Annotated in this window: 18 protein-coding genes and 1 pseudogene; 5 read left to right on the top strand and 14 right to left on the bottom strand. The window is 68.9% G+C overall.

What is annotated here, in order from left to right; all coding sequences use genetic code 11:
* Positions 1-79: 79 nt before the first annotated feature.
* From J7654_RS06890 to J7654_RS06860, 9 genes and pseudogenes are all read right to left on the bottom strand, one after another.
* Positions 80-253, bottom strand: coding sequence for a hypothetical protein (locus tag J7654_RS06890; protein WP_209739313.1), 174 nt, complete (start codon positions 251-253; stop codon positions 80-82).
* The gene (locus tag J7654_RS06885; RefSeq protein WP_209739311.1) at positions 250-2007 is read right to left on the bottom strand and encodes a YyaL domain-containing protein; all 1758 of its coding nucleotides are present in this window, start codon (positions 2005-2007) and stop codon (positions 250-252) included. Before J7654_RS06885 ends, J7654_RS06890 begins: the two co-directional genes overlap by 4 nt.
* Positions 2004-3194, bottom strand: a complete 1191-nt coding sequence (locus tag J7654_RS06880) for a beta-barrel domain-containing protein (RefSeq protein ID WP_209739309.1) — start codon at positions 3192-3194, stop codon at positions 2004-2006. The genes J7654_RS06885 and J7654_RS06880 overlap by 4 nt, the downstream gene beginning before the upstream one ends.
* A gap of 1 nt (position 3195) precedes the next feature.
* Positions 3196-5415 (bottom strand): type I secretion system permease/ATPase, encoded by a 2220-nt coding sequence (locus J7654_RS06875; RefSeq protein WP_209739307.1) that lies wholly within the window; start codon positions 5413-5415, stop codon positions 3196-3198.
* Between the two features lie 76 nt (positions 5416-5491).
* Positions 5492-7399, bottom strand: coding sequence for a BapA/Bap/LapF family large adhesin (locus J7654_RS06870; protein WP_245195750.1), 1908 nt, complete (start codon positions 7397-7399; stop codon positions 5492-5494).
* The gene (locus J7654_RS18320) at positions 7372-7818 is read right to left on the bottom strand and encodes a hypothetical protein (protein ID WP_245195807.1); all 447 of its coding nucleotides are present in this window, start codon (positions 7816-7818) and stop codon (positions 7372-7374) included. The genes J7654_RS06870 and J7654_RS18320 overlap by 28 nt, the downstream gene beginning before the upstream one ends.
* A gap of 145 nt (positions 7819-7963) precedes the next feature.
* Positions 7964-8245: pseudogene (locus J7654_RS18515) on the bottom strand (BapA/Bap/LapF family prefix-like domain-containing protein); the annotation flags it as partial.
* A gap of 372 nt (positions 8246-8617) precedes the next feature.
* Entirely contained in the window at positions 8618-10021 is a 1404-nt protein-coding gene (locus J7654_RS06865; protein WP_245195698.1) for a TolC family protein, read from the bottom strand.
* A gap of 271 nt (positions 10022-10292) precedes the next feature.
* Entirely contained in the window at positions 10293-11018 is a 726-nt protein-coding gene (locus J7654_RS06860) for a haloacid dehalogenase type II (protein ID WP_209739303.1), read from the bottom strand.
* A gap of 130 nt (positions 11019-11148) precedes the next feature.
* On the opposite strand from J7654_RS06860, the gene J7654_RS06855 reads away from it, so the two are divergent.
* The 5 genes from J7654_RS06855 to J7654_RS06835 all read left to right on the top strand — a co-directional run bounded on the left by J7654_RS06855 (position 11149) and on the right by J7654_RS06835 (position 17235).
* A complete protein-coding gene (locus J7654_RS06855; RefSeq protein WP_209739301.1) occupies positions 11149-11451 on the top strand; it encodes a hypothetical protein in 303 nt (100 codons plus the stop codon).
* 157 nt (positions 11452-11608) lie between these two features.
* Complete coding sequence (locus J7654_RS06850) at positions 11609-12301, top strand: outer membrane protein (protein ID WP_209739299.1); 693 nt, start codon at positions 11609-11611, stop codon at positions 12299-12301.
* Between the two features lie 154 nt (positions 12302-12455).
* On the top strand, positions 12456-13841 hold the full coding sequence (locus tag J7654_RS06845; RefSeq protein WP_209739297.1) for a hypothetical protein: 1386 nt from the start codon (positions 12456-12458) through the stop codon (positions 13839-13841).
* A 147-nt stretch (positions 13842-13988) separates the two neighbouring features.
* Positions 13989-15206 carry a polysaccharide biosynthesis/export family protein gene (locus J7654_RS06840; protein WP_209739296.1) on the top strand — a complete coding sequence of 406 codons (1218 nt, stop codon included), beginning with the start codon at positions 13989-13991 and terminating at the stop codon, positions 15204-15206.
* 4 nt (positions 15207-15210) lie between these two features.
* Positions 15211-17235, top strand: coding sequence for a capsular polysaccharide biosynthesis protein (locus J7654_RS06835; protein ID WP_209739293.1), 2025 nt, complete (start codon positions 15211-15213; stop codon positions 17233-17235).
* A gap of 5 nt (positions 17236-17240) precedes the next feature.
* On the opposite strand, the gene J7654_RS06830 is transcribed toward J7654_RS06835, so the two are convergent.
* The 5 genes from J7654_RS06830 to J7654_RS06810 all read right to left on the bottom strand — a co-directional run bounded on the left by J7654_RS06830 (position 17241) and on the right by J7654_RS06810 (position 22569).
* Positions 17241-18287, bottom strand: coding sequence for a polysaccharide pyruvyl transferase family protein (locus J7654_RS06830; RefSeq protein ID WP_209739291.1), 1047 nt, complete (start codon positions 18285-18287; stop codon positions 17241-17243).
* A 10-nt stretch (positions 18288-18297) separates the two neighbouring features.
* On the bottom strand, positions 18298-19650 hold the full coding sequence (locus J7654_RS06825; protein WP_209739289.1) for a capsular polysaccharide export protein, LipB/KpsS family: 1353 nt from the start codon (positions 19648-19650) through the stop codon (positions 18298-18300).
* Between the two features lie 117 nt (positions 19651-19767).
* Entirely contained in the window at positions 19768-20418 is a 651-nt protein-coding gene (locus J7654_RS06820) for an ABC transporter ATP-binding protein (protein ID WP_209739287.1), read from the bottom strand.
* Between the two features lie 3 nt (positions 20419-20421).
* Positions 20422-21237 carry an ABC transporter permease gene (locus J7654_RS06815; RefSeq protein ID WP_209739285.1) on the bottom strand — a complete coding sequence of 272 codons (816 nt, stop codon included), beginning with the start codon at positions 21235-21237 and terminating at the stop codon, positions 20422-20424.
* A 54-nt stretch (positions 21238-21291) separates the two neighbouring features.
* Positions 21292-22569 carry a KpsE/RkpR family capsule polysaccharide export protein gene (locus J7654_RS06810; RefSeq protein ID WP_209739283.1) on the bottom strand — a complete coding sequence of 426 codons (1278 nt, stop codon included), beginning with the start codon at positions 22567-22569 and terminating at the stop codon, positions 21292-21294.
* Positions 22570-22611 lie beyond the last annotated feature (42 nt).

Here is a 22611-nt window from a genome sequence, read left to right as displayed (position 1 = left end):
CTATGCAATGGCCCGGAGCGGCCGACGCGCACCGATTGAGCAGAACTATACCTCGCCGCAAGATGAGGCAACGGCGCCCTTACCCTCGCGGGCGATGCGCAGGCAGGCCGACGGGAAGCCCTGCCCCGCACACGGGAATGCTGACGGTCGTCCCCTTCTCCAGCACGACCTTGCCGGTCGCGAGCGCAGCGACGGCGGCCGCACCGCTGAGATCGGCCGCAAGTCCGGACTCGAACCACAGCGTCACGCTCACGATCCGCAGCTCGTCTTGATGCCCTGTGCGCCAGCCGGCCTTCGGATAGCAACTTCGTTGCGGGGCATGGCGGTTTCCGACAGATCGTTCCAATAGGCCACGAAGCCGGAAAGGTAGTGTTCCACGTCGTCGATCCGCACCCGGAAGGCGTGGTGGCGGATGAAGAAGGAGCCGGCGATCCTGTCGGGTTTGCGGAAGAACATCGCCAGTTCCGGCCAGAAATGGCCGTTCAGGAGATGATGCGCGCGCTTTTGCAGCGCGGCCTCGAAACGCACGAGGTCGACCTGCGCCAGAAGCGGGCGCATTTGCGGCATGGAATCGATGCGCGCCAGGGTGCGGCGCGCGGCCATCATCAGTTCCAGAAGCGTCGGGAAGGTGGTGATCCGGTTCGCGACGAAGTCGAGATGGTCCGCGACGTTGCGGATGGCGAAGCGGAAGTAGCGCTCCTCCGGGCGGTGGCGCGTCAGCTCATCGACGCAATAGCCCAGCCAGTGGTCGTGGTGCTTCCAGTGCTCCTGCGCGATGAAATGCTCGAATGCTCGCTCCACCATGGCCAACCAGCGAGAATCCTTCGTCAGGGCATACAGGCGCATCAGCGCGAAGGCGGCCTCCCCCTCGTAATAGATCGTGCGGAAGCCCTGCTTCACCGAAAGGTCGCCCGCCTTCAGCACGTGGACGAAGGCGCCGCTGGCCTTGTCCTGCATATGGGCGATGCCCAGCGCCAGCTTCTCCATGAGCGGCAGATGCGCGCGCGCGCCCGTCACCTGCGCGTGCTTGGCAAGTGCGAGGATGGCGACCGCGTTGCCGCCCAGCTTGATCTCGTCGCCCGTGTCGACAAGGAACGCCGCCTCGCCGCCGCCCGGCAGGGCGCGGGTGTGGATGAGCGCGCCGGTGAGATGGGCCAGCGAACGCTCGATGGCGGCCCCGAGCCGGGCGTCCCGCGTCACCTCGAAGGCTTCCACCATCGCATAGGTGGTGCTGGCGTGGCGCAGCGTGTTGTAGGTCCCGATCGGCCGGTCGAAGCAGGGGTGCCAGCCATAGACGAAGGAGCCGTCCGCCTTCACCTGCCGCGCGAGATAGGCGGAGGCGTCCTCGATCATCGACAGGAGGCCCGCCTCGTCGAGGCGCTCCACATGCCGCCGGCCGGCATTCGGGCCGGGGCCGTTCAGTTCATGGAGCCGCCCCGCCTCGTCGCAGAACACGCCGCGGGTGGACAGGACGAACACCGGCGCCTCGTCGCGAAAGCCGGGCGCGTCGAGGCCGGGATACCGGGCCCGCGCATAGAGCGAGAAGTTCCGCTCGTTGAGGACGGCATGCTCCACCGCATTGCCGCCGTAGAGCATGGCGTTGGCGTTCAGCTCCTCTTCCAGGAAAGCGTTGGCCAGACCGGCGTCGAGCGCCAGCCCGTGGCGGAAATAGTTGCGCTTGGTGGCGGCGAGGATGGCGCGCAGCTGCTTCCAGTTCGTCTCCTTCACACCCTCCACCCGGTCGACCCGCACCCAGCGGCCTTGCAGGCCCGCCTCCTTCAGAAGCGGGCGCAGGGCGGAAAGCCCGCTCTGCCAAGCCGATTCCAGCGAAGGCCCCGACGCGTTGACGACACGTGCGCGCGAGAATCCGTCGCAGACCGAGAAGAACAGGGTGACGGCGGGGTAAGGCGCCTGAAGCGCCACGGGCCGGGCGCGCAGCGCGGCGCGGACGGCCGAGAGCTTTTGCGCGAGCGGCACCGGGCCGGCCTTCGAAAGCGGCTTTCTCATCGTTCGCGCAGCGCCTCGCCCGCCTTGTTGAAGGGCTTCACGAGGTAGTCCAGCACGGTCTTGGCGCCGGTGTGGATATCGACCGTGGCGATCATGCCCGGCACGATGGGGAATTGCCGGCCCGCGCTGTTCACCAGCGCGTCCGCCTGCGTCTTGATGAAGACGCGGTAGTAATAGGTCTCACGGTCCACCTCGTCCTGGATCGTATCGGGCGAGATCGTCGTCACCTCGCCCTCGAGCCCTCCATAGATGGCGTAGTCATAGGCGCTGACCTTCACGTTCGCCGCCTGTCCGGGATGGATGAAGGCGATGTCGCGCGGGGAGATTCGGGCCTCGATGAGCAACTGGTCGTCGAGGGGAATGATGTCCATCAGCCTGCCGTTGGGCGGCACCACGCCGCCGATGGTGGAGACCTCGATATTCTTCACGATGCCGCGCACCGGCGAGCGGTGCGTGAGCCGGGCGAGGCTGTCGGCGCGCCCGGCGACCACGGGGAAAAGGGAATTCACCTCCGCGTTCACGCCGGACAGTTCCTCGCGCGCGCGCACGGCGTAGTCGGCATGAAGCTCGACCTTCTTCAGCTCCAGCTCGGAGATCTGCCGCCGCAGCCGGATCACCTCCACATGGCTGGCCGCCCCGATGGCGGAGAGGGATTCGTTGATCTCCAGTTCGGAACGGATGAGGCCGAGCGATTCCTCCACCCAGCGCACCGCTTCCTCCAGGGCGCGCAGGCGCGCGGTGTAGAGCTCGGTCTCGGCGGCGATGAGTTCGGGATGGGCGTCCAGCTCGGGCGGAAAGCGGAGCGGCACGCCGTCCGCCTCCGCGCTCAGCCGGGCCGAGGCGGCCAGCGCGGCCCGGTATTTCGCCGCGCTCTCCTCCACGTCGGACTGCGAGCGCGTGGGGTCGAGCTGCGCCAGGATCTGGCCGGGCTCCACGACCTCGTCCTCGCGCACATGCAGCGCGGCGACGATGCCCCCTTCCAGCGACTGGATCACCTGCTCGCGCCGGGTGGGCACGACGCGCCCGTCGCCGGTGGAGACCTCGTCCAGCTCCGCGAAGAAGGCCCAGGCGAGCCCCGCCGCGAGCAGGAGCGTGAAGAGCCCCACCACGCGCGTGGAGCGCGAGAGGCGGACCTCGTCCTCCTCGCCATAAGTCCAGCCGGCGGAGCCGTCCGCGCTCAGCGTCATCTCAGGCTCCCCCTTGCGCCACGGCGCGCAGGGCCGGGCGCGCATCCTTGACGGCGGGCGCGCCCATGACCTTGCCGACGCCGCGCATCCGCTTCAGCGCCTCCTCCTTCGGCTCGTCCAGCACGATCCGGCCGCCATCCACCACCAGGACGCGCCGCACGAGGTCGAGCACGCGCATGCGATGGGTGGCGATCACCACCGTGCGGCCCTCGCTCCATGCCTGGAAGCGCGAGAGGAAATGGCGTTCGCTGGCCTCGTCCATCGCCGCCGTCGGCTCGTCCAGAAGCACGATCGAAGGGTCGCGGATGAGGAGGCGGGCGAGCAGGAGGGCCTGCTGCTGGCCGCCCGACAGGCCCCGCCCGCCCTCGAGGATGGGATGGTCGAGCCCCTTGGGCAGCCGACGGATGAACTCGTCGGCCCCCACCATGGCGAGCGCGTCCAGAAGCGCCGGTTGCGAGGCATGGAGCGCGCCCATGGTGACGTTCTCGCGGATCGTGCCGTGGAACAGGCGCGCGCCCTGCGCCAGGAGGCCCACATGGCGGCGCAGATCGGCCGGGTCGATCTGGTTCAGCGCCAGATCGTCCACCAGCACCTCGCCCGAGGCGGGCTCGGCAAGGCCGGCCAGCGCCATGAGCAGGGTGGACTTGCCGGCGCCGTTCTTGCCCAGGAGCGCGATCCGCTCTCCCTGCGCGATGGCCAGGTCGCCGACCGTGAGCGCGGGTCTTTGCGACTCGGCATAATGGAAGGCGGCGGCCCGCAGGCGGTAGTTCCCGCCAAGCAGCGGCGCGCTGACGCGGGTTTCAGTCTCGGGATGGTCCACCGGCAATTGCATGATCGAATCGAGGCTCTTCAGCCCGACCTTTGCCTGCTGGAGGCGGCCCAGAACCTGCGTGATCTGCGACATGGGGGCCATCATGCGCGAGCTGAGGATGGAGGAGGCCACCAGCGCGCCGGTTGTCATGTCGCCGGCCATCACCAGGGGCGCGCCGAAGAAGACGATCACCGCGAAGGTCCCGGTCTGGACGCACTGGCTCCAGGCGGCGAGGCCGTTGGTGATGGCGCGCAGGCGTAGCTGCGCCTCACCCGCCACCGCGTTGAAGTGGTTCCAGCGCTCCTGGAAATGGTCCTCGGCCTGGAGCGACTTGATGTCCTCCACGCCCTGCACGGCCTCCACCAGCATGGCGTTGCGCAGGGAGGATTCGCGCATCGCCTCGTTGGCGCAGGCGCGCAAGCGCCCCTGGACGGCCAGGCCCGGCACCACGAGCAGCACGAGCGCGGCCGCCGGCACGGCGGCAAGCGGCCCGCCGATCTGCCAGAAGATGAAGAGAAACAGGAAGAAGAACGGCAGGTCGGCGATGGCCGCGACCGTGGTCGAGGTCAGCAGCTCGCGCACCTGCTCCAGATCGCGCAACTGGGCGATGAAGGTGCCCGTGGAATTGGGCCGCGCGCCGTTCTTCACTCTCAACGCGTGGCCGAAGACGAGGTCGGAGATGCGCATGTCGGTGCGCTTGCCGAGGATGTCGATGATGCGCGTGCGCGCCCGACGCATGACGAAGTCGAAGAAAAGGGCGATGAGCACGCCGATGAACAGCACATGGAGCGTGTTGAGCGAGCGGGCTGGCACCACGCGGTCATAGACCTGCATGGAGAACAGGACGCCGGCCAGCGCCAGCGTGTTGGCCACCAGCGAGGCCAGGAGGACATGGCCGTAGGGGCGGATATCCTTCAACGCCAGCCGGCGGAACCAATGCTCGCGATAAGGCGCGATATAGGCGTCCACCCGCTCGTCGGCCGCCGCCCGCTCGGGCCGTGCCATCACCATCAGGCGGGTTTCGGCCAGGAGGATGTCGCAGGGCAGCGTCGTCGCCAGCCCGTCGTCCCCGCTGAACACCACGCTCGCTTCGCCGCCGGCGCCCAGCGCCGTGACGACACCCACCGAGCCGTCGTGGAGCGCCAGGATCACGGGCAGGCGCCGGCTCGTCAACGCCGAGGGCGAAGCCGGCACGGGCCTGACGCGCAGGCCGTGCCGGCGCCCCAGCCTCGCGACGGCCTCCCCCTCGCTGGCCGCCTCCAGCGCACCGGCCAGCCGCTCGGCGCCGCGGGGCGAGAAGGGCACCTTGAAGTGGCGCGCCACGTGGCCGAGAGCCTCGATCCAGGCGGCGGTGTCCGGCGCGCCCTCCGGCTGCGGCATCCGATCCGGCTTCAGCTCGGGGCCCGGCATGGATCATCCTTCGATTCGCACGAGGGTCATGGGCCACCGGGGCGCAGGCCGCGCCCCGGTGGGAAGGGAGGCAGGCTCACAGGGCGCTGGTGCCCGCGTTCTGCCAATCGTCGTCACCGGTGAGGTGCGAGAAGGGGTCGGCGGGCGGAGCGGCGTCCACCGTCGCGATCTCGGCCATCGTCCCGCCGATATCGGCATCGCCCTCCTCCTCGTCCGCCGTCCCGGAGAGAGCCGAGAAGGCGTCGAGCGAAAGGGCCTCGCCCGGCTCCTCCACCAGCAGCGCCAGTTCGGGCGCCTCGGCCGTGTCGCCGTCCGGCGTGCCGTCATCGCCCTCGCCCTCGCCCTCGCCCTCGCCCGAGGCGTCCATCAGATCGAGCGCGATCACATCGCTCTCGGCCATTGTCGGGGCGCCGGCGCCGGGCGGCGTCGGCCCGTCGCCGAGCTCGAGCGCGACGGTGAGCGTCGCCGAGGAAATATCCCCGTTCGGGTGCACGAGCCGGTAGGCGAACACATCCTCCTGCCCGAGCCCGGCAAGGTTCGGCGCAGGCTGGTAGGAGTAGCTGCCGTCGGCATTGACGGTCAGCACGCCGTATGCGCCCTGCACCTGCGTGCCGTTGGCCACCTCGACGAAGGCGCCGCCGCTCTCGATCTGGAACTCCGTGAAGGTGGAGGCGAGCGTATCGTCCTCCAGCACGTTGCCGGTGCTGGCGGCGGACGGGGCGCCGACCACCTGGCTCAGATCGGCCGTTTCGGAGGCGATGTCCACGGTAACCGTGCCCGCCGCCGTGACCACGGAGGTGTTGGCCACCGTCACCCTGTAGTTACCGGCTTCCAGCCCGTCGAGTTCGGCCACGAGGGACTCGTTGGCAAGGCCCACGAGGTCGAGGACTCCGCCGGAACCGAAGGTCTGGACGACCTCCCAGATGCCCGTGCTCACCTCGCGCTCGACCGTGACGAGGATGGAATCCACCAGCGAGATGACCGAATTGACCGCGACGTCGATGCTCACATCCTGCGTGGTGCCTTCGGCGACGACGAAGCCTGTCTGCCCCGAGGTCTCGCCGATGACGACCTGCCCTAGGCCCACATCCACACCCAGCAGCCAGGTGAACGCGATGGCGTCCTCCACCGTTGGATTGGGCGTGGACGGGTGCTGGGTGTTGATCGCCGCCGTATCGGCGTCGGCCACCGCGACCACCGTGGTGGCGTCGGCGCCCGGATCCGCCGGATCCCACACGAGGCCCTGGCCCTCGCTGTCGATCTGCACGAAGAGCGTGGCCGTATCGGAGAGGCCCGTCGCCGGATCGGTGATCGTGTAGGAGAATTCGTCCACCCGGCCGATCCCGGCCGCGTCCTCGTTCGGCGTATAGGTGTAGCTGCCGTCCGGCGCGATGACGAGCACGCCGAAGCTGCCCGCGATCGTCGTCTCGCCGTTGACGGGCACCCCGTTCACGCTCGAGACCACGGTCGTCGGCGTGACGGTGTCCGATCCCTCGCCGGTGATGACGTTGCCTTCGACCGGGACCGCCTCGAAGCCGCCGATCTCGGTGAAGTCCGACACCGTGCCGCCGACTTCCAGGAAGCCGGCCACCCCGACGCCCACGCCTTCGAAAGTGGCGAACGCCCTGTACTGTCCCGGCTCCAGCGTCTGCGCGGCCTGATAGCTGTTGCCGCCCAGAAGCGTGAGGTCGAGGAGCGTGCTTTCGCCCGACCCGTCTATGGAGGTCCACTGCGTGCCGTCCCAACGCTGGACGACCACCGCATAGTCGCTCAGAAGCCCGATCGCCGCCAGCGCGCCGAAGTCGAACGTGGCATCCAGCGTCGTCCCCTCCTCCACCGAGAAGGTCACGCTCTCGGTGCCGAGAACGGTGGCCTGCAGGTCCAGAATGCCGACCGACACCAAGGCGAGATAATTGGCCTCTCCCAGATCGACCTCGGTCGTGACGGGAAGGATGTTCAGCCGGGCCGTCGCGAGGTCATCCACCGCGACGATGTCGGCGTCCGCATCGGCGTCGGCATCCGCGTCTGCATCCGCATCAGCGTCAGCGTCAGCATCGGCATCCGCGTCAGCATCCGCATCTGCATCCGCGTCAGCATCTGCATCCGCGTCAGCGTCTGCATCAGCGTCAGCATCGGCGTCCGCGTCCGCGTCAGCATCTGCATCTGCGTCCGCGTCAGCATCGGCATCCGCGTCAGCGTCAGCGTCAGCGTCAGCGTCAGCGTCAGCGTCAGCGTCAGCGTCAGCGTCAGCGTCAGCGTCAGCGTCAGCGTCAGCGTCAGCGTCAGCGTCTGCATCAGCGTCAGCATCGGCGTCCGCGTCAGCATCGGCGTCCGCATCCGCATCGGCGTCGGCGTCGGCGTCCGCATCTGCATCCGCGTCAGCATCCGCGTCTGTATCGTCACCCGATGAGCCGCCGCCCGACGAGCCGCCTGCGATCGCGGCCGCTCCGGCGCCGAGGAGGCCGAGGCCCGCGAGGCCGAGCACGGAGGCATCCTGGCCCGCCGCGCCGACGAGTTGATCCACCGCCTCGATCTGCGAGAAGCGGAAATCCGCCAGGCCGTCGGAATACTGGCCGAGCCACAGATTGCCGTTCTCGTCCTCCAAGACGAGGTGGTTGGCCTCCTCGCCCGGCGCGACATAGAAATTCGCGACCCGGATGACCTCGCCATTGACCAGGCGCAGCAGGAGATCATCGCCCTCCCGGATGAAGGATGCGACATCGCCGGGGGCGACGGGAATCTGGACGATGCTGGGATTCTCGATGAACAGCCCGTCGAGGGAAACCGTTCGGGATGTTCCACTGATTGTGTCTGTTACGATCGCGACCACGGTATAACCTCCAACGTGGTTCCATGCGCAGGACACGGAACTCCCCTGCCGCCGGAAATCTTCGGGCGGCTGCGAATAAAGATGCTGATCGGGGCGGATATTCCCGGCTCCACTGCGACCGCGCAGCGCTCAGCCCGAATTATCCATTCTCCCCGGCGGCCCTCCGACGATTTTCACGAGAAGCCTCGAGAACATCATCGGGCGAATCGCCGCAATGGCAACTCGAGATTGCATTTCGGATCGAGTTTCACGTGGGCAGGGCTAAGGATTGGTTTACGGCGCAAGATTTAAAGATGAATATTTCGTTAAAGAACAGATATTCATCCTTATGAACATGCCGTCCCAAATAAAACTGCGCCGCACAACCGCTTATTACCATGGCCCCGTCAGCGCGAAATATTCGCGCAGGCGCCCGGTGCTGAAGCCGCAGTCGATGGCGAGGCGGCGCAGGTCGTGCTCGATATTGACGCCGTCGAAGCGGGCCGCATGCAACTCCTGCGCGGCATTGAGAAGGTCGAGAAGGGTTCTCGTCCCGAGCTCCAGATATTGGGCGCGGTAGAGGTCCCGCGTCTCGCGCATCATGCTCTGGCGCGAGGCGAGGGAGGAGAGCAGCCCGCGCATGCTCTCGATCTGCCCCCTGGCTTCCAGAAGCGTGCGCCGCGCGGTGAGGCGCGCCTCCAGCCCGGCGGCCTCGGAGGCTTGCAGGGCATGGGTGGCGGCCGCCCGGCGCGCCTGCGTCTCGCCGCCATTGTAGAGATTGCCCCCCACATTGAGGCCGATCCTGTAATCGGGCTCGCGCGAGCCGAGATGGTCGAACCGGGAGCCCGCACCCGCATCGAGCGACAGGGTGGGCATGGCCTGCGCGCGCGTCAGATCCAGCTCGGCCATGGCCGCCGCCCGCCCTGCCTCCGCCTCCATCACGGCGGGCACGAGCGACCAGTCCGGCTCGGGCGAGTTGCACGCCCTCGCCAGCCATTGCGGGGCGGGGGCACCGGCGTTCACCGGGGCCGGGCTTGCCGTAAGCGAGGACAGCGCGCTCTGCCAGCGCCGCGCCTGCGCCTCGATCTCCAGGAGGGTGGACTGCGCCGCCTGCACGCGGGCCTCGGCCTGGATCTCGTCCGAGCGCGTGCTGGCGCCCTTGTCCGTGCGGGCCCGCACCAGGTCGAGAATGGAGGAGATGTCCTCGATCTGGTCGCGCGCGATGACGCGCAGGGCTTCGTTGCGCTGCGCCTCGATCGCGGCCTGGGCGGTCTCGCGGGCGAGTTCGTCCACCGCGATGAGGATCTGCGAGCGGCGTCCCTCGATCCCGGCTTCGGCCACCTTGACCCGGCCGTCCACCTTTCCGAAATCGAAGATGGTGTGGGAAGCGGAAATGCTGAGCGCGGGGCTGTAGCCGTCCTGCCCTTGCGTGTCGTAGGAGGAATCGACACCCCAGTTCACGCGCGGCCGATAGCCCGCCCGCGCCTCGTTCAGAACCTCGCTCTGCTGGCCGAGGCGGCCCATGGCCCGCGCGACCGAGGGATGGGAGGCGACCGCCCGGCGAACGGCCTCCTCGAACGTCATCGCGCCGGCCTGCGGCGCGCCGCGCAGCAGCGCATCGGCAAACAGGCCGCGAGCGGCGGGCGCGCTCGCTGGCACCGGTTCGCCGCGCGGCGCTTCGGCGAAGGCCGTCACCGCGCCGCCGGCCGCAGCGATGGAGGAGACGGGCGCTGGGTCCAGCCGGGGCTTGTGCGTCCGCGTCTCGCAGGCGGAGACGAGAAGGGCAGAGCAGACCACCAGCGCCACCCCCCGAAGGCGGGACCGTCGTGATACGAGCCTTTCCGCAACGTCGAAATCGAACACAGGCGACCCGCCAAACCGATGCACGCCCGGCGTGCAATTACCGGCGTGAGGGCCGGCGCTCTACACCCACTAGGTGCAGGACATGGTTAACGAAGGGTTAGCGCCCGCATCTTCGCACCCTGCCTGGCTTGCCGTTGCGGCGAGCCTTTCCCACCGGACCACGCGTGGCGGGGGCCGGCCCGGCAGGCGGAAGAGCCCCGCCTCCTCAGCGCGCCGACTGTTCCAGCCGGTGCGCTTCCACGAGTTCGGCCATGGAGTTGAAGCGGATGTCGTAGCGCGGCATGTCGCCCGGATGCATCGTCGCGCCGAAGCCCTCGCGCCCGTGGCGGCGATAGATCCACGCGGAGGCCAGCCCGAAGGCGTTCGCCGGGGCGTGGTCGTGGAACATGCTTTCGGCCGTGTGCAGGATCTGGGCCTTCTCCACCCCCAGCGTCCGCAGCTTCTCCAGCATGTACTCGAAATTGCGCGGCGAGGGCTTGTAGGACCCGATGTCCTCGGCCGTGTAGACCGCGTCGAAGGCCACGCCCAGCCTCTCGTTGGAGCCCGCGAAGCTCTCTGCGTCCACGTTCGACAGGATCACCAGCTTGTAGAAGCGCTTCAGGTAGCCCAGCGCCTCGGCCGAATCGGGGAAGGCCGGCCACCGGCCCACCGACGCGCCATAGGCCTTGCACTCCTCCCACGAGACGGGCACGCCCCATTCCTCCGCCAGGCGCCGATAGACCGTGGCCAGAAGCCGGGTATAGGGCATGGTGGGCGTCGCCGCCTGCTGGGCGGATTCGTGCCGGGCATGCGCCTGGAGGATCGCGTCGCGGCCCGGCGCCTGCGGCAGGCGCGCCAGAAGCGGCGCGAGGTTCTCGACGATGCCGCTTTCCCAGTCGATCAGCGTTCCGTAGCAGTCGAAGGTCAGCGTGGTGTAGTCGCTCAGTCGCATGGGGCTCTTCCGGCTTGTTGGTGAGGGGCCCGTCAAAGGCGGGAGGAAGCATGGAGATACAAGAAGGTCGCGCCGATATCGACACCGGCGGCCCCACACCTGCCCGCATGGTCGGCCTGCCGAGGCGGGCATGGCGGAGGCCGGCCGCATCATGATGCACGCGTTGATCGCCCTCCTGTTCCAGTCTGCGATCCGCCTCGGCACGGGGCGCTGGTCCCACGGGGCCTTTGCCATGTCGGCCTTCTTCTGGGCGCGGGAGATCACCCAGGCCGAATATCGCTGGATCGCCGCCTCGGCCAGCCGCCTGCGGGCCGACATGCCGTGGTGGGCCGGCCTCGACCTGACCCTCTGGGATGGCAAGAGCCTGGCGGATGCACTCCTGCCGACCCTTGCGACCATCGTGCTCTGGTGGCTGGCCCAGCCGAAGAATTAGGCTTTGCCGGCCGGCCCGCCCGGCTATGGTGCCTCTTATAGTTGCACGAGCGCAACAACCGTGCACGGATGTGCTCAACGGGAAAACCCAAGCGGACTCTTAATCATTGGAGTGCTACTCAGTCGGCTCACATGCCTATCGTATGGAGAATGATATCATGAAGCGCCTCCTCCTTGCTGCTGCCGTCGCCGCGTCGACAACCCCCGTTCTGGCCGCAGACGTCATCTACGAGGAGCCGGCGGCTCCCGCTCCGGTCGTCGCCTACGAGCCGGCCTTCGTCTGGACCGGCTTCTACGCCGGTGCGACCGTCGGCTACGTCTTCGACAACGCCACCGAGATCACCGGCTTCAACGACGCCGGCACCTTCTCGAGCCGTTACCTGACGGACGATGACGGCGTGACCGCCAGCGCCTTCGCCGGCTATAACTACGAGTGGAACGGCGTCGTCCTCGGCGCCGAGGCCGACATCGAGTATCTCGATTCGCAGGACAGCCGCTCCACCTTCCGCGGTGGCGCGGTGACGGGTGCCGACCAGTCCTGGCAGGGCTCGATCCGCGCGCGTCTCGGCTACGGCATCGACCGCGCGCTGATCTACGCGACGGCGGGTCTGGCTCTCGGCGACATCGACTACACGGCGACCGACTTCTCCGGCACCGCCACGAGCAGCAGCACCGAAACCGGCTACACGGTCGGCGCCGGTATCGATTTCGCCGCCACCGACACGATCTTCGTTCGCGGCGAGTATCGCTTCACCGACTACGGCACGCGCACGATCTCCACGGCGGCGAACTCCTACGAGTTCGACACCCAGTCGCACATCGTCAAGGCCGGCGTCGGCTTCCGCTTCTAAGAAGCGTCCGTCTATCGGTTCCATATCGCCCCGTCCCGGCTCCTCGCCGGGGCGGGGTTTCCTTTGCGTTTCGCCCCTCCGCCCATCTCCCGCCTCATAGGCGATGGAGAGAAGCGGTGTGGCTCGAAAGGCCATTTCCGCGAAGGAGAGGGCCTTGATTCGAGATGTGCCGCAGGCGTCGGCCAAGCCGGCGATCGCCGTTTACGATCCGCGCTGGTTCACGCCGGCCGGCCAGCGCAGCGCGGCCATCGCCCATGCCCTGTCCGGGCAGGAGCCCGGCTCCCATCCCGTCGCGCTTGCGGGCTTCTATCGCGACTGCCCCGTGGTGCGCCTCTCCCATAGCGACCTTGCCTATCGCTTCGACAACGGGCGGCTGATCGCCGAACGCGCGCAGGCCTTCGCGGCGGCTGGCCTTGCGGCCGGCGCGGCGGATGGCGAGAGCGCCGAGGAGCAAGCGGTGCTGCATGAGCTTCTGAGCGCCCATGCCAACGACCCGCGCGGCCCCATCCTGGCCGAGCTGGCGCGCGCCGGCCGCCAGGTCGAGCCGCTGATCGCCACGGCCGAGGGCGTCGTCGTCAACGGCAACCGCCGGCTCGCCGCCATGCGCGCACTGAACGAGGCGAAGGACGGGGACGAGGCGCCCTTCGCCCGGGTGGACATCGCGATCCTGCCGCCCGGCATCGAGACGGCCGAGCTCGAATATCTCGAGGCGAGCCTCCAGATGGCGCCCGAGACCAAGCTCGGCTACGGCTGGCCGAACCGCAGGATGAAGCTGCGCACGCAGCGCGACGTCCTGAAGCTGCCGGCCGGGCGCATGATCGAAGCCTACCGGCTGGAGGGCGAGGCGCAGCTCGAGCGCGAGATCGGCGAGCTCGCGCTCGCGGAGCGCTACCTTGCCTGGCTGGGAAAGCCGGGCGCATGGGGGGAGCTGGAGGGCGGCTGGCCGCTCGTGGAGGCGCTCGCGGCGCAATTGCCCGCGCTCGACGAGCCCATGCGCGCGATCTGGCGTGCGATCGGCTTCCTGCTGATCCGTCATCGCCAGGGCGGCGATCCGGGCAAGGTCTTCCCCTTCGCCGCGCCCTTCTCGCCCCAGCATCCCCGGCTCGCGGCCCAGCGGATCGCGGGTCTTGCCGGCCTCCTCGAAGCGGCGGCGCCCGGCGACAAGGTGCTGGAGGCCGCGCTCGTGCCCTTCGCGGACACGGGAGACGCGGCCCGTGCGGCGGAGATCGGCGAGGTGATGGCGGCCTTGCGGCAGGAGCACCGGGAAAGGGTCGCGCCCATGCGCGCGCTCTCCCAGCTCAGGCAGACCGGGGCCATGCTGCAACGGCTGGAGCCGGAGCGCCTTTCGCAGGCGCAGCGGCGCCAGCTACGCTCGGACCTTGCCGCGCTTACCGCGCAGGCCAGCTATCTCCTGGGGGAGATCGAGGAGACGCGGGAGGATCGCAGGGCCTCGTGGAACAGGCGCAAGGGCCTGTTCGACCCGCCCTTCCGCAAGATCCTGCCGCGTATGCTGCGCCGCCTCTCGCGCGCGAAGGACTGAAGGCAGGTGCGTTCGGGCTGCAACACCACGGCCACCGATTGGCGGACTGCCGAGCCCGTTAGCGCTTTGTTCGATCATTCCATGCTAGATGGCGTGGAAATTTCATCGCTGATTGATGGTTGAATGACGGTAATCGAGCCTGGGCAGATGCGTAGTCGCTATCTCGGCGAGCCCGCAACGCGCCCGCAATTCGTCACCCGCCGCTCCGTCGGACTGTTATCGTCCGCTTTCCTTGCGCTGAGCTTGGCAGGCTGCGTGCCCAGCAACGGGCCGCTGACGGCCGAGGTCCTGGGCTCGGCGGCCAATCGCGGCGCGCAGACCTATGCGCAGCGCCCGCTCACCTTCGACGCGGTGGATGTGGACCAGGAGGTGGCCGCCATCGCCGCCGAATTCTGGCCCGGAGACCTTCAGAGCGCCTTCGGCGTGGGCAGCGGCTCGGTCAATCCCACGCTCGGCGTGGGCGATACGCTGGAAATCACCATTTTCGAGGCCGGGCCGGACGGGCTCTTCTCCACCACCGAGAATCGCTCTTCCACCCTCACCGTCACCGTGCAGCCGGACGGCAGCGCCTCCATCCCCTATGTCGGCTCCTTCCGCTTCAACGGAAAGACTCTGGAAGGGGCGCGCCGCGAGATCGTCTCGCGCCTGGAAGGGCGCGCGGTCGAGCCGGACGTGATTCTCACCCTGACGGAGAACAGCTCGCGCGTCGTTTCGGTGAACGGCTCGGTCGGTTCTCCCTCCCCCGTGCCGCTCGGCCTTCGCGGCGACCGCCTCATGGAGGTGCTGGCCAAGGCAGGCGGGCCCAGCGTGCCCTCGCACGACGCCATCGTCCGCCTGACGCGCGGCGGCGTCTCGCGCGAGGTTCCGCTCCAGGCGATCCTCAACAATCCGGGCGAGAACATCTACGCGCAGCCCGGCGACCAGATCTTCGTGTCCGCTCGCCCGCGCATGTTCTCCGTGCTCGGCTCGGCCGGCCGTTCCGCGCGCCTGCCCTTCGAGACGGACGAGCTGAACGTCATCGAGGCAGCCTCCCTGGCCGGCGGCGCGCAGATCAGCCTTGCCGACCCGCAGGGCTATTTCGTCTTCCGCTACGAGTATCCGAGCGTCGTCGAGGCGCTGCTGGGGGCCGGGCGCATCGCCCAGCTCAAGCAGGAGGGGATGCTTCCCGACCGGCAGGGGCGCTACCCGATCGTCTACCGTTTCGACCTCTCGGACGCATCCTCCTATCTCGTCGGGCAGAAGTTCATGATGCGCGACGGCGACGTGCTCTATGTCGCCCGCCACCGCTCGGCCGACTTCCTCAAGTTCATCTCGCTCATCACGAGCTCGACCTCCTTCGCGGGCCAGGTCGCGGCGCCGCTCTAAAGGCATGCAGCGGGGCCCGCAAGAGAAGGACGGGGCCGAGACGGTCGGCCTTACCTCCTTCGGCCTGTGGGCCGCGCGCGGGGACATGGCGGCGTTGACCGGCGCCGTGCCCGTGCCTGCCCTGCCCGGCCTCCCGGCCCGCTGCGAGACGTTTCTGGGATGGGGTGCCCGGCCATCGGCCCGCCGCGCCGGCGCCCTCGCCCGGCAGGCAGGCAAGCCCCTCCTGCTCGTGGAGGACGGGTTCCTGAAGGGCTACGACCCCGGCCTGCGCGAGCCGCCCCACAGCTACGTCCTCGACCGCACCGGCATCTATTTCGACACCGCACGCCCGAGCGACTTCGCCGCGCACGTGGATGGCCCGCCACCCTCGGCGGCGCAGAGCGAATGGGCGCTGGCGGCAATGGCGCGGATGCGGGCCGAGCGGATCACCAAGTTCAACAACTGGCCGCAGGGGCAGGCCGGCGCCGAGAGCCCCGCGGGCGGGCGGCCTTATCTCCTGCTCGTCGACCAGGTCGCGCATGACGCCTCCATCGCCGGCGCCGGCGCCGGGCCGGCGAGTTTCGAGCGCCTCGTGCGCGAGGCCGCGGACGAGGCGGCCGGGCGCGCGCTCGTCGTGCGCACGCACCCGGCCGCCCGCAAGGGCAGCGCGCTCATGGAGGCCGCCCGGCGGCTCGGCGTGCCCGTCCTCGTGCCGGGGCCGGTCAATCCCTGGTGCCTCGTGGAGGAGGCGGACGCGGTCTACACCATCTCCAGTCAGATCGGCTTCGAGGCCCTGATGGCCGGCCGGCCGGTGATCAGCTACGGCCGAAGCTTCTATGCCGGGCGCGGGCTGACACGGGACCGGTTCGAGCACCCGGCGCTCAAGCCCGCCTCGCTGGCGCAGCTCTTCGTCGCCTTCCACGCCCATTACGCCGTCTATCTGGACCTGCACACGCGACGGCGCGTGTCGCTGGATGTCGCGCTCGACCAGGCGCTCGCGGTGCGCGACCAGCGCGCGCGGCTGCGCGGCCGCGTCCACACGGCAGGGCTCTCGCCCTGGAAGCGCCGCGCGGTCGCGCCCTTCCTCGTGGGGCCGAAAGGCCGGCCGCGCCATGCCCTTGCGCACCCGGCGGCGCTGCGCCGCGCGCGGGCGGAGGGCGGCGAGGTCGCCGTCTGGGGGCCGGAGAGCGCTGAAGGCCCGTTCCTGCGCCTGGAGGACGGTTTCCTGCGTTCGGCCGGGCTCGGCGTCGATCTGGTGATGCCCTCCTCCCTCACGCTCGACCGGGCCGGCGTCCACTACGAACGCGACAGGCCGGGCGAGCTGGAAACGCTCCTGTCGCTCACGGACTTCACGCCGCGCATCCTGTCCCGCGCCCGCCGCCTGCGGGAGGCGATCGTGGCGGGCGGCGTCACCAAGTACAATGTCGGTCAGGGCTTCGAGCCCCCCGCCGTCGCGGAGGGGCGGCTTCGTATCCTCGTTCCCGGGCAGGTGGAGGCCGATCGGTCCATCCGCCTCGGCTCACCCTCCGTCTCCACCAATGCGGCGCTGGTGGCGGCCTGCCGGGCGCTCTTTCCGCAAGCCTTCATCGTGTTCCGCCCGCATCCGGACGTGGCGTCCGGCCGCCGGCCGGGGGGCGCGGCGCCGCGCGGGCAGGACGTGACGGCACCGGGCGGGTCCGTTCACCAGTGGATCGCCTGGGCCGACCGGGTGGAGACAATGACCTCTCTCACCGGCTTCGAGGCCCTCCTGCGCGGCCGGGCCGTGGGCGTGCACGGAACGCCCTTCTATGCCGGCTGGGGCCTGACGGACGACCGGCTGGAGGCTCCGCGCCGGACCCGCGCCCTCTCGCTGGACGAGCTGGTGGCCGGCGCCCTGATCCTCTACCCCTTCCACGTTCACCCGCTCAGCCGCCTGCCCTGCACGCCCGAGGAGCTCGTCCGCGCGCTCGCGGCCGAAGCGGCTGGCTCCGGCCGCGTGCCGGGATGGCGCGAACGCCTGGAGCAGGCGGTCAACCGCGCGGCCGTGCTCTGGCGCGACAGGCTGCGGTAGCGCCCTTAGCCGTTCAGGACTTCGGCCACGGCGTCGAACCACGGCGAGACGCGCTCGGCATGGGTGCGGTCTATGAAGGCCAGGAGCGGCGCGTAGCCGGAAAAGCCGCTCGCCATCTGTTCGTCCAGAAGGGCAAGTGCCCGCTCGGGCGCCGTGTCGTCGGGCTCCCGGCTCTCCTGCGACCAGGCGTCCACGCAGCCGAAGGCGGTGCCTTGGGTGCGCGAGAAGCCGTAGGAACGGGCATCCTCCACCATGAGGATGGAGGGCTTGCGATTGCGCAGGAAATGCAGATGCCCGTGCAGGCGATAGCCGACATGCAGATCGACGGTCTCGTAGAGATCGAGCTTGGCGACCTCGCCATGGACCTCCAGCAGCTCGTAGCCGAGTTCGGCCATGCGCGCGGCGAGCACCCGGTTCATGGGGTTGGGCACCGCATGCATCGAGACGAGGCGACGCCATTCAGGGTATCGGGCCCGCACGCGCTTGGCCAGATCCACGATCTGCTCCAGATAGCGCACATGGTGCTGGAGCGTGATGACCAGCGTGCCCACGGGCGGGGGCACGCGCAGCGCGGTGCCGATGCGCTTTTCGTCGAAGAGGGCCAGATCGCCGAGATAGAAGGCCGGCACGCCGCTGCGCTCCAGCCGATCCACGATCAACTGGTCGCGGCAGGGAAACGGCCCGAAGCGCTCCGCCATCCGTTTCAGGAAGGCCAGCGTGTCCTTGCCGTAAGGCGTTTCGAAGGACGCCCTTTCCGGCAGATTGGCCTGGAAGGAGCAGCCGACGGGCCAGAACCGCTCCATGCGGTCGAGATCGGTGAAGAGCGGGAACAGCGCGGGATAGGTGCCGTTCGCCACCGAGAAACCCGGCGCGAAGACGCGGTGCCGCGTCTCCCGGGGCAGTTCGTCCAGCGGCGTCTCGCGAAACATCACCACCGGCTCGAAGGCCGGGACGCGGGCACGGACGAGCTCGATCATCGAATGGGTGATCAGCGCGTCGCCCACATTGCGCGATCTCTCGGCCGGATAGGTCGTCAGGACGATATCGGCCACGGCCTGCTTATCACCCCGCCGCGAGGGAGGCGTCGGCAGGGAAGGCGACGACGGGGGGGTACGCCGTGCGCGAAGGGGATTTCGCCTGCGCCGCGCACCAGTCCGTGACGGCCTGAGCGGTGACGGCGAACTCCTCGGCGAGATAGAAGTCGCCGGGCTTCAGCGAGCGTGCGCGCAGCCAGCCAAGATACTCCTGGCGCAGCGCCGCGGGCGCGGCGCGCGCCTCGGTCCAGAAGCGGTCGATATCCGTATCGTCGCCGAGCAGGCTGACGAGTTGCTCATGCCCGTAGATCGCACGGCCGAGCACCCCCAGCGGGCGCCCGTGGTGGAGCGCCGAGAAGCCGGAGCTGCTGTTGATCGTGATCATCCCGCGGCAATGGCGGGCCATGAGCCCGACCGAACCGGAGGAGAGGACATCCACCCTGCCGGACACGCCGTGCAGCTCGGCGATGGCCTGGACATGGCCCACATAGTCGAAATGGCCGCGATCGATGGGATGGACCTTGAAGACGAGCCGGGTGGCGCGTGGCGCGCGGCGGGCGAAGGAGGCCACCAGCCGCTCGATGACGCTGGTGTTGCTCCAGCCCAGGCCGAAGCGCAGATGAAGCTGCCCGTCGTCCGGCACCTGCAGGGGGACGAGGTAGAACTGCCCGTCATGGCGCTCCAGCAGCCGCTCCATGCAGGCGGAGTTGCGCGGCAGATCGGCATATTTGCGGAAGGCGCTGCGAGCCCAGCAATGCGCTTCCTGCATGAGGTTCAGGCGCTCGCGCTTGTGGAAGAACCGCCGCTCGGCCCGCCTCGATAACAGGCCGTGCACGAGGTAGTAGACGGCCGCGTAGCGGCCCATCTGCGCGAAGGAGGAGCGCGGACTGTCCGAGCGCACCGGCTCGGTCCAGCCTTGGCCGTCCTCCGACGGCAGGCGGCCGGCGATGGGCGAGGCCGCGCAATTGCCGCCCTCCTCCATGGTCACGAAGCCGGGGCGGAAATATCCCTCCTCCAGCGACAGGACCGGGATCGACAGCTTGCGGCAGACATTGCGCGCGATCTCGTGGATGGGCCGGGCGCACCCGAAGAGGACGACCATGGAGAAGCCGCCATCCACCAGGAGAGCCCGCAGCCAGCTCGCATAGCGCGAGGGGCGCTCGCCGTAATTCACCGTCTTGTGGCCGCGCGCGAAGAACCGGTCGCCGGCATTGAAGGTCACGCGCCAGGCATCGAAGCCGCCCTCGTTGAGAGCGTCCTGCAACTTGCGGAAGAACGGCCCGACGGGCCCCTGCAGCAGGAGGACGCGAGGAACGCGCCCGGCCTCAGTCGCGCCTCCACCCGCCACGGGCAGGGCCACCACATTGCTTGAATTCGTCACGGCCTTCCCCCATTCCGCCAGGGCCCCGGCCGGCCGCGCCGCCCTGGCAATTCTTCCGCGCGATCATGGAGATGCGCGCGGCCTCGTATACGGCTGGCGGCCAAGAGCCGCAACCCGTCAGGACGTCCGCTCATAGTAGGAGAAGGCGTCTTCGATACGGTTAAAGCGCCGAAGCCGCCCCCCTTCCAGGACGCAGCCCGTCTCGCAGAATTCCCGCAGGAGCCCGGCGGAGTGGGAAACGAGGATCACCGTGGCCGAGCCCAGCCTGTCGTCCAGCACCTGTCGGCACTTGCGCTTGAAGCTGGCGTCGCCCACCGCGATCACTTCATCGATCAGGTAGTAGTCGAAATTGATCGCCATGGAGAGGCCGAAGGCGACGCGCGCCTTCATGCCCGAGGAATAGGTCTTCACCTCGTTGGCCATGTTGCGGCCGATCTCGGCGAAATCCTCCACGAAGTCGAGGATCTCGCCGTAGTCCTTGCCGTAGAGCCGCGAGACGAAGGCGACGTTCTCCCGGCCCGTGAGCGAGCCGTGGAGCCCGCCGGCGAAGCCGAGGGGCCAGGAGACCTGCGCCCCGCGCTCCACGCGCCCCCTGTCCGGAAGCTCGGCACCGGACAGGAGGCGCATCAGGGTGGACTTGCCCGCGCCATTGGGGCCCAGAATGCCCGTGTTCTCGCCGCGCGGAAAATCGTAGCTCAGCCCCGAGAAGACGGTCTTGGGGCCGGTGCGCGTCGGATATGTCTTCTCCACATTGACGAGGCGGATCATGGTTCAGGCGGCCAGGAGGCGATAGCGGTAGAGGCGCTCCAGCGCAAAGCCCGCCACGAGCATGACGAGCCCGACCAGGAGCGGGTACCATTTGTCCAGAAGCGGGTCGTAGACCAGATAGGTCCCGCTGCGCATCCACTCCACGCAGTGCAGGAGCGGATTCCACCACAGGATTTCCTGCACCCAGTGCGGCAGCGAGCTGGGCAGGTAGAAGACGGCCGAGGCGAGCAGCAGGGGAATGCGCAGGAGGCTGAACACCATGGTCCACATCGGGAGGAGCACGGAGAGCACCGCGTTCAGGACGCCGAGCCCGAAGGACAGGAACGTGACCGCCGCCAGCGCTTCCGCCATGACGACCGGATGGACGATGACCGCCCGGTCGCTGACGAAGGCCAGGGCCCCGAAGCACAGCGCGAAGACGACATACATCGTCAGCATCTCCAACAGGAGGCGCGCGAAGAGGATGTCGTTGACCTTCACCGGCGGATAGGCGAGCAGCGCCTTGTTGCCGCTGATGCCGCTGGCGACCCGCCCCGAGATGGCGAGGAAGATGCGGAAGACGAGAAGGCCGGTCAGGAAGAACAGCACCAGGCTTTCCCCGAAGGGGACGTGGCGCCCGATCAGGGCGCGAAGGCCGATGAAGATCCCCACGAAGGCCAGCGGCTCGATGATGGCGAGGAGATAGCCGAGGCGGCTCTTGCCGAAGCGCGTCTTGGTCTCGCGCAGCACCACCGCCGTCACCACGCGCGAGGAGATGCGCAGTTGTTCGCCGAACAGCGCGAGGGGACCCCGCGCCGGTGCGGTTACCGGAGCGAGCATGGCACCGGGGCGGGCTGGCGGGCCCCGCGGTCCGGCTCAACCGGACTGGCGCCCCTAGACGGCATGGTCGCGCACGCTCTGCATGACGAAGTAGGACAGAAGCCAGAGCAGCACGAGCACCGCGAAGGCGAGCATGGTGTTGCGCAGGCTGGAGGGGTAGAGCGGCACGGCGGGGTCGGTGGGGCGCACCACGGTGGCGAAGTAGCGCTCCTGCTTGCGCGCCTCGGCCTGCGAGGTTTCCAGCGCCGACAAGGCGGCCATGTAGGCCTTCTGCGCGAACTCCTCCTCCAGCACCAGCGCGCTGTAGTCGTTCAGCACCATGGCGAGATTCCGGTTGCTCGGCTGCGCGGTGAGGCTGGCGGCTTCCGTGCCGCTGCCCACGGCGCTGCGCTGGCGTTGCAGCTCCTCCTCGACGGCCGCGATCTGCCGGTCGATCACGCGCAGGGAGGGGCTCTCGCCCGAGATGGTGGAGCGCAGGGCGGCGCGGCGCGTGTTCAGATCGGCCAGCTCGCCCTGCAATTGCTGGACGAGCGCCTCGTTGCTGCTGGCGCGAAGCTGCGGATCGAGCGACTGCTCGCGGTTGCGGAAAGCGGTGAGTGTGGAGCGCGCGCCGGCCAGCCTCCGCTCGGTGCGCAGGACCTCCGCCTCGGCCGTACGGATGAGCTGGTCGCGCGCTTCCCGGGAAAGCTGGTTCACGAGCTTGGCAGCGGCCGCCAGCACCGCCGAGGAGATCGTCTGCGCGTCCTCGCGCGAGAAGGCGCGGACCTGGAAGGTCGTGATCGAGGTGGTCGAGTTGTACTCGCTCTCGCTCACCCGGTTCCAGTACGAGACGAACCGCTCCAGCGGCATGGAAGGGTCTATGCGGTAGAAGGCGTCGATATCGGGCGAGCCGTAGAACTGGCGCAGGTCGATGCCGTGATCGTCGATCAGGTCGCGCAGGAGCTGGACCGAGCGGATATATTCGTTGACGATATAGGCGTCCGAGGCCTGCGTCGTCGTGCCCGGCAGGGCCGAGAGGCCGAGGTCGGCGAGCGGGGAGGTTTCCGTGCCGCGCACCGCAAAGCGCGATTCGGACTGGTACTGGTCGGAGGCCACGAAGCCGTAATAGAGCGCGATGACGAGCGTGGGCACGGCCACGATCGCCAGGAAGAGGTTGAGGCCGAGGGAGCGGCGGCGGCGGCGCGCCTTGAGCCGCTCGCCCAGGCGCTGCGCCGCGTTCAGCGGCAGGGAGACGACCTGGCCGCGAGAGGACGGCCCCTCGCCGAGCAGCCGCTCCCCGAGCGTCAGGCCCGGCTGCTTCTGATTTGCCTTTTCACCGGCTGGCCCACTCATTCACGCATGCTCCGAGGCGATGCCCGCGCTCCAAACACGCTG

Source organism: Aureimonas populi (assembly GCF_017815515.1).
GTDB classification, from domain to species: Bacteria; Pseudomonadota; Alphaproteobacteria; order Rhizobiales; family Rhizobiaceae; genus Aureimonas; species Aureimonas populi.
This window is presented reverse-complemented; position numbering and strand designations above follow the sequence as displayed.

Bases quoted from the DNA above. Each gene is read 5' to 3' on its own strand.
- J7654_RS06810 (WP_209739283.1), bottom strand. From the start codon at position 22,569: ATGAGTGGGCCAGCCGGTGAAAAGGCAAATCAGAAGCAGCCGGGCCTG.
- J7654_RS06835 (WP_209739293.1), top strand. From the start codon at position 15,211: ATGCAGCGGGGCCCGCAAGAGAAGGACGGGGCCGAGACGGTCGGCCTT.
- J7654_RS06855 (WP_209739301.1), top strand. From the start codon at position 11,149: ATGGCGGAGGCCGGCCGCATCATGATGCACGCGTTGATCGCCCTCCTG.
- J7654_RS06850 (WP_209739299.1), top strand. From the start codon at position 11,609: ATGAAGCGCCTCCTCCTTGCTGCTGCCGTCGCCGCGTCGACAACCCCC.
- J7654_RS06875 (WP_209739307.1), bottom strand. From the start codon at position 5,415: ATGCCGGGCCCCGAGCTGAAGCCGGATCGGATGCCGCAGCCGGAGGGC.
- J7654_RS06880 (WP_209739309.1), bottom strand. From the start codon at position 3,194: ATGACGCTGAGCGCGGACGGCTCCGCCGGCTGGACTTATGGCGAGGAG.
- J7654_RS06820 (WP_209739287.1), bottom strand. From the start codon at position 20,418: ATGATCCGCCTCGTCAATGTGGAGAAGACATATCCGACGCGCACCGGC.
- J7654_RS06860 (WP_209739303.1), bottom strand. From the start codon at position 11,018: ATGCGACTGAGCGACTACACCACGCTGACCTTCGACTGCTACGGAACG.
- J7654_RS06885 (WP_209739311.1), bottom strand. From the start codon at position 2,007: ATGAGAAAGCCGCTTTCGAAGGCCGGCCCGGTGCCGCTCGCGCAAAAG.
- J7654_RS06815 (WP_209739285.1), bottom strand. From the start codon at position 21,237: ATGCTCGCTCCGGTAACCGCACCGGCGCGGGGTCCCCTCGCGCTGTTC.
- J7654_RS06840 (WP_209739296.1), top strand. From the start codon at position 13,989: ATGCGTAGTCGCTATCTCGGCGAGCCCGCAACGCGCCCGCAATTCGTC.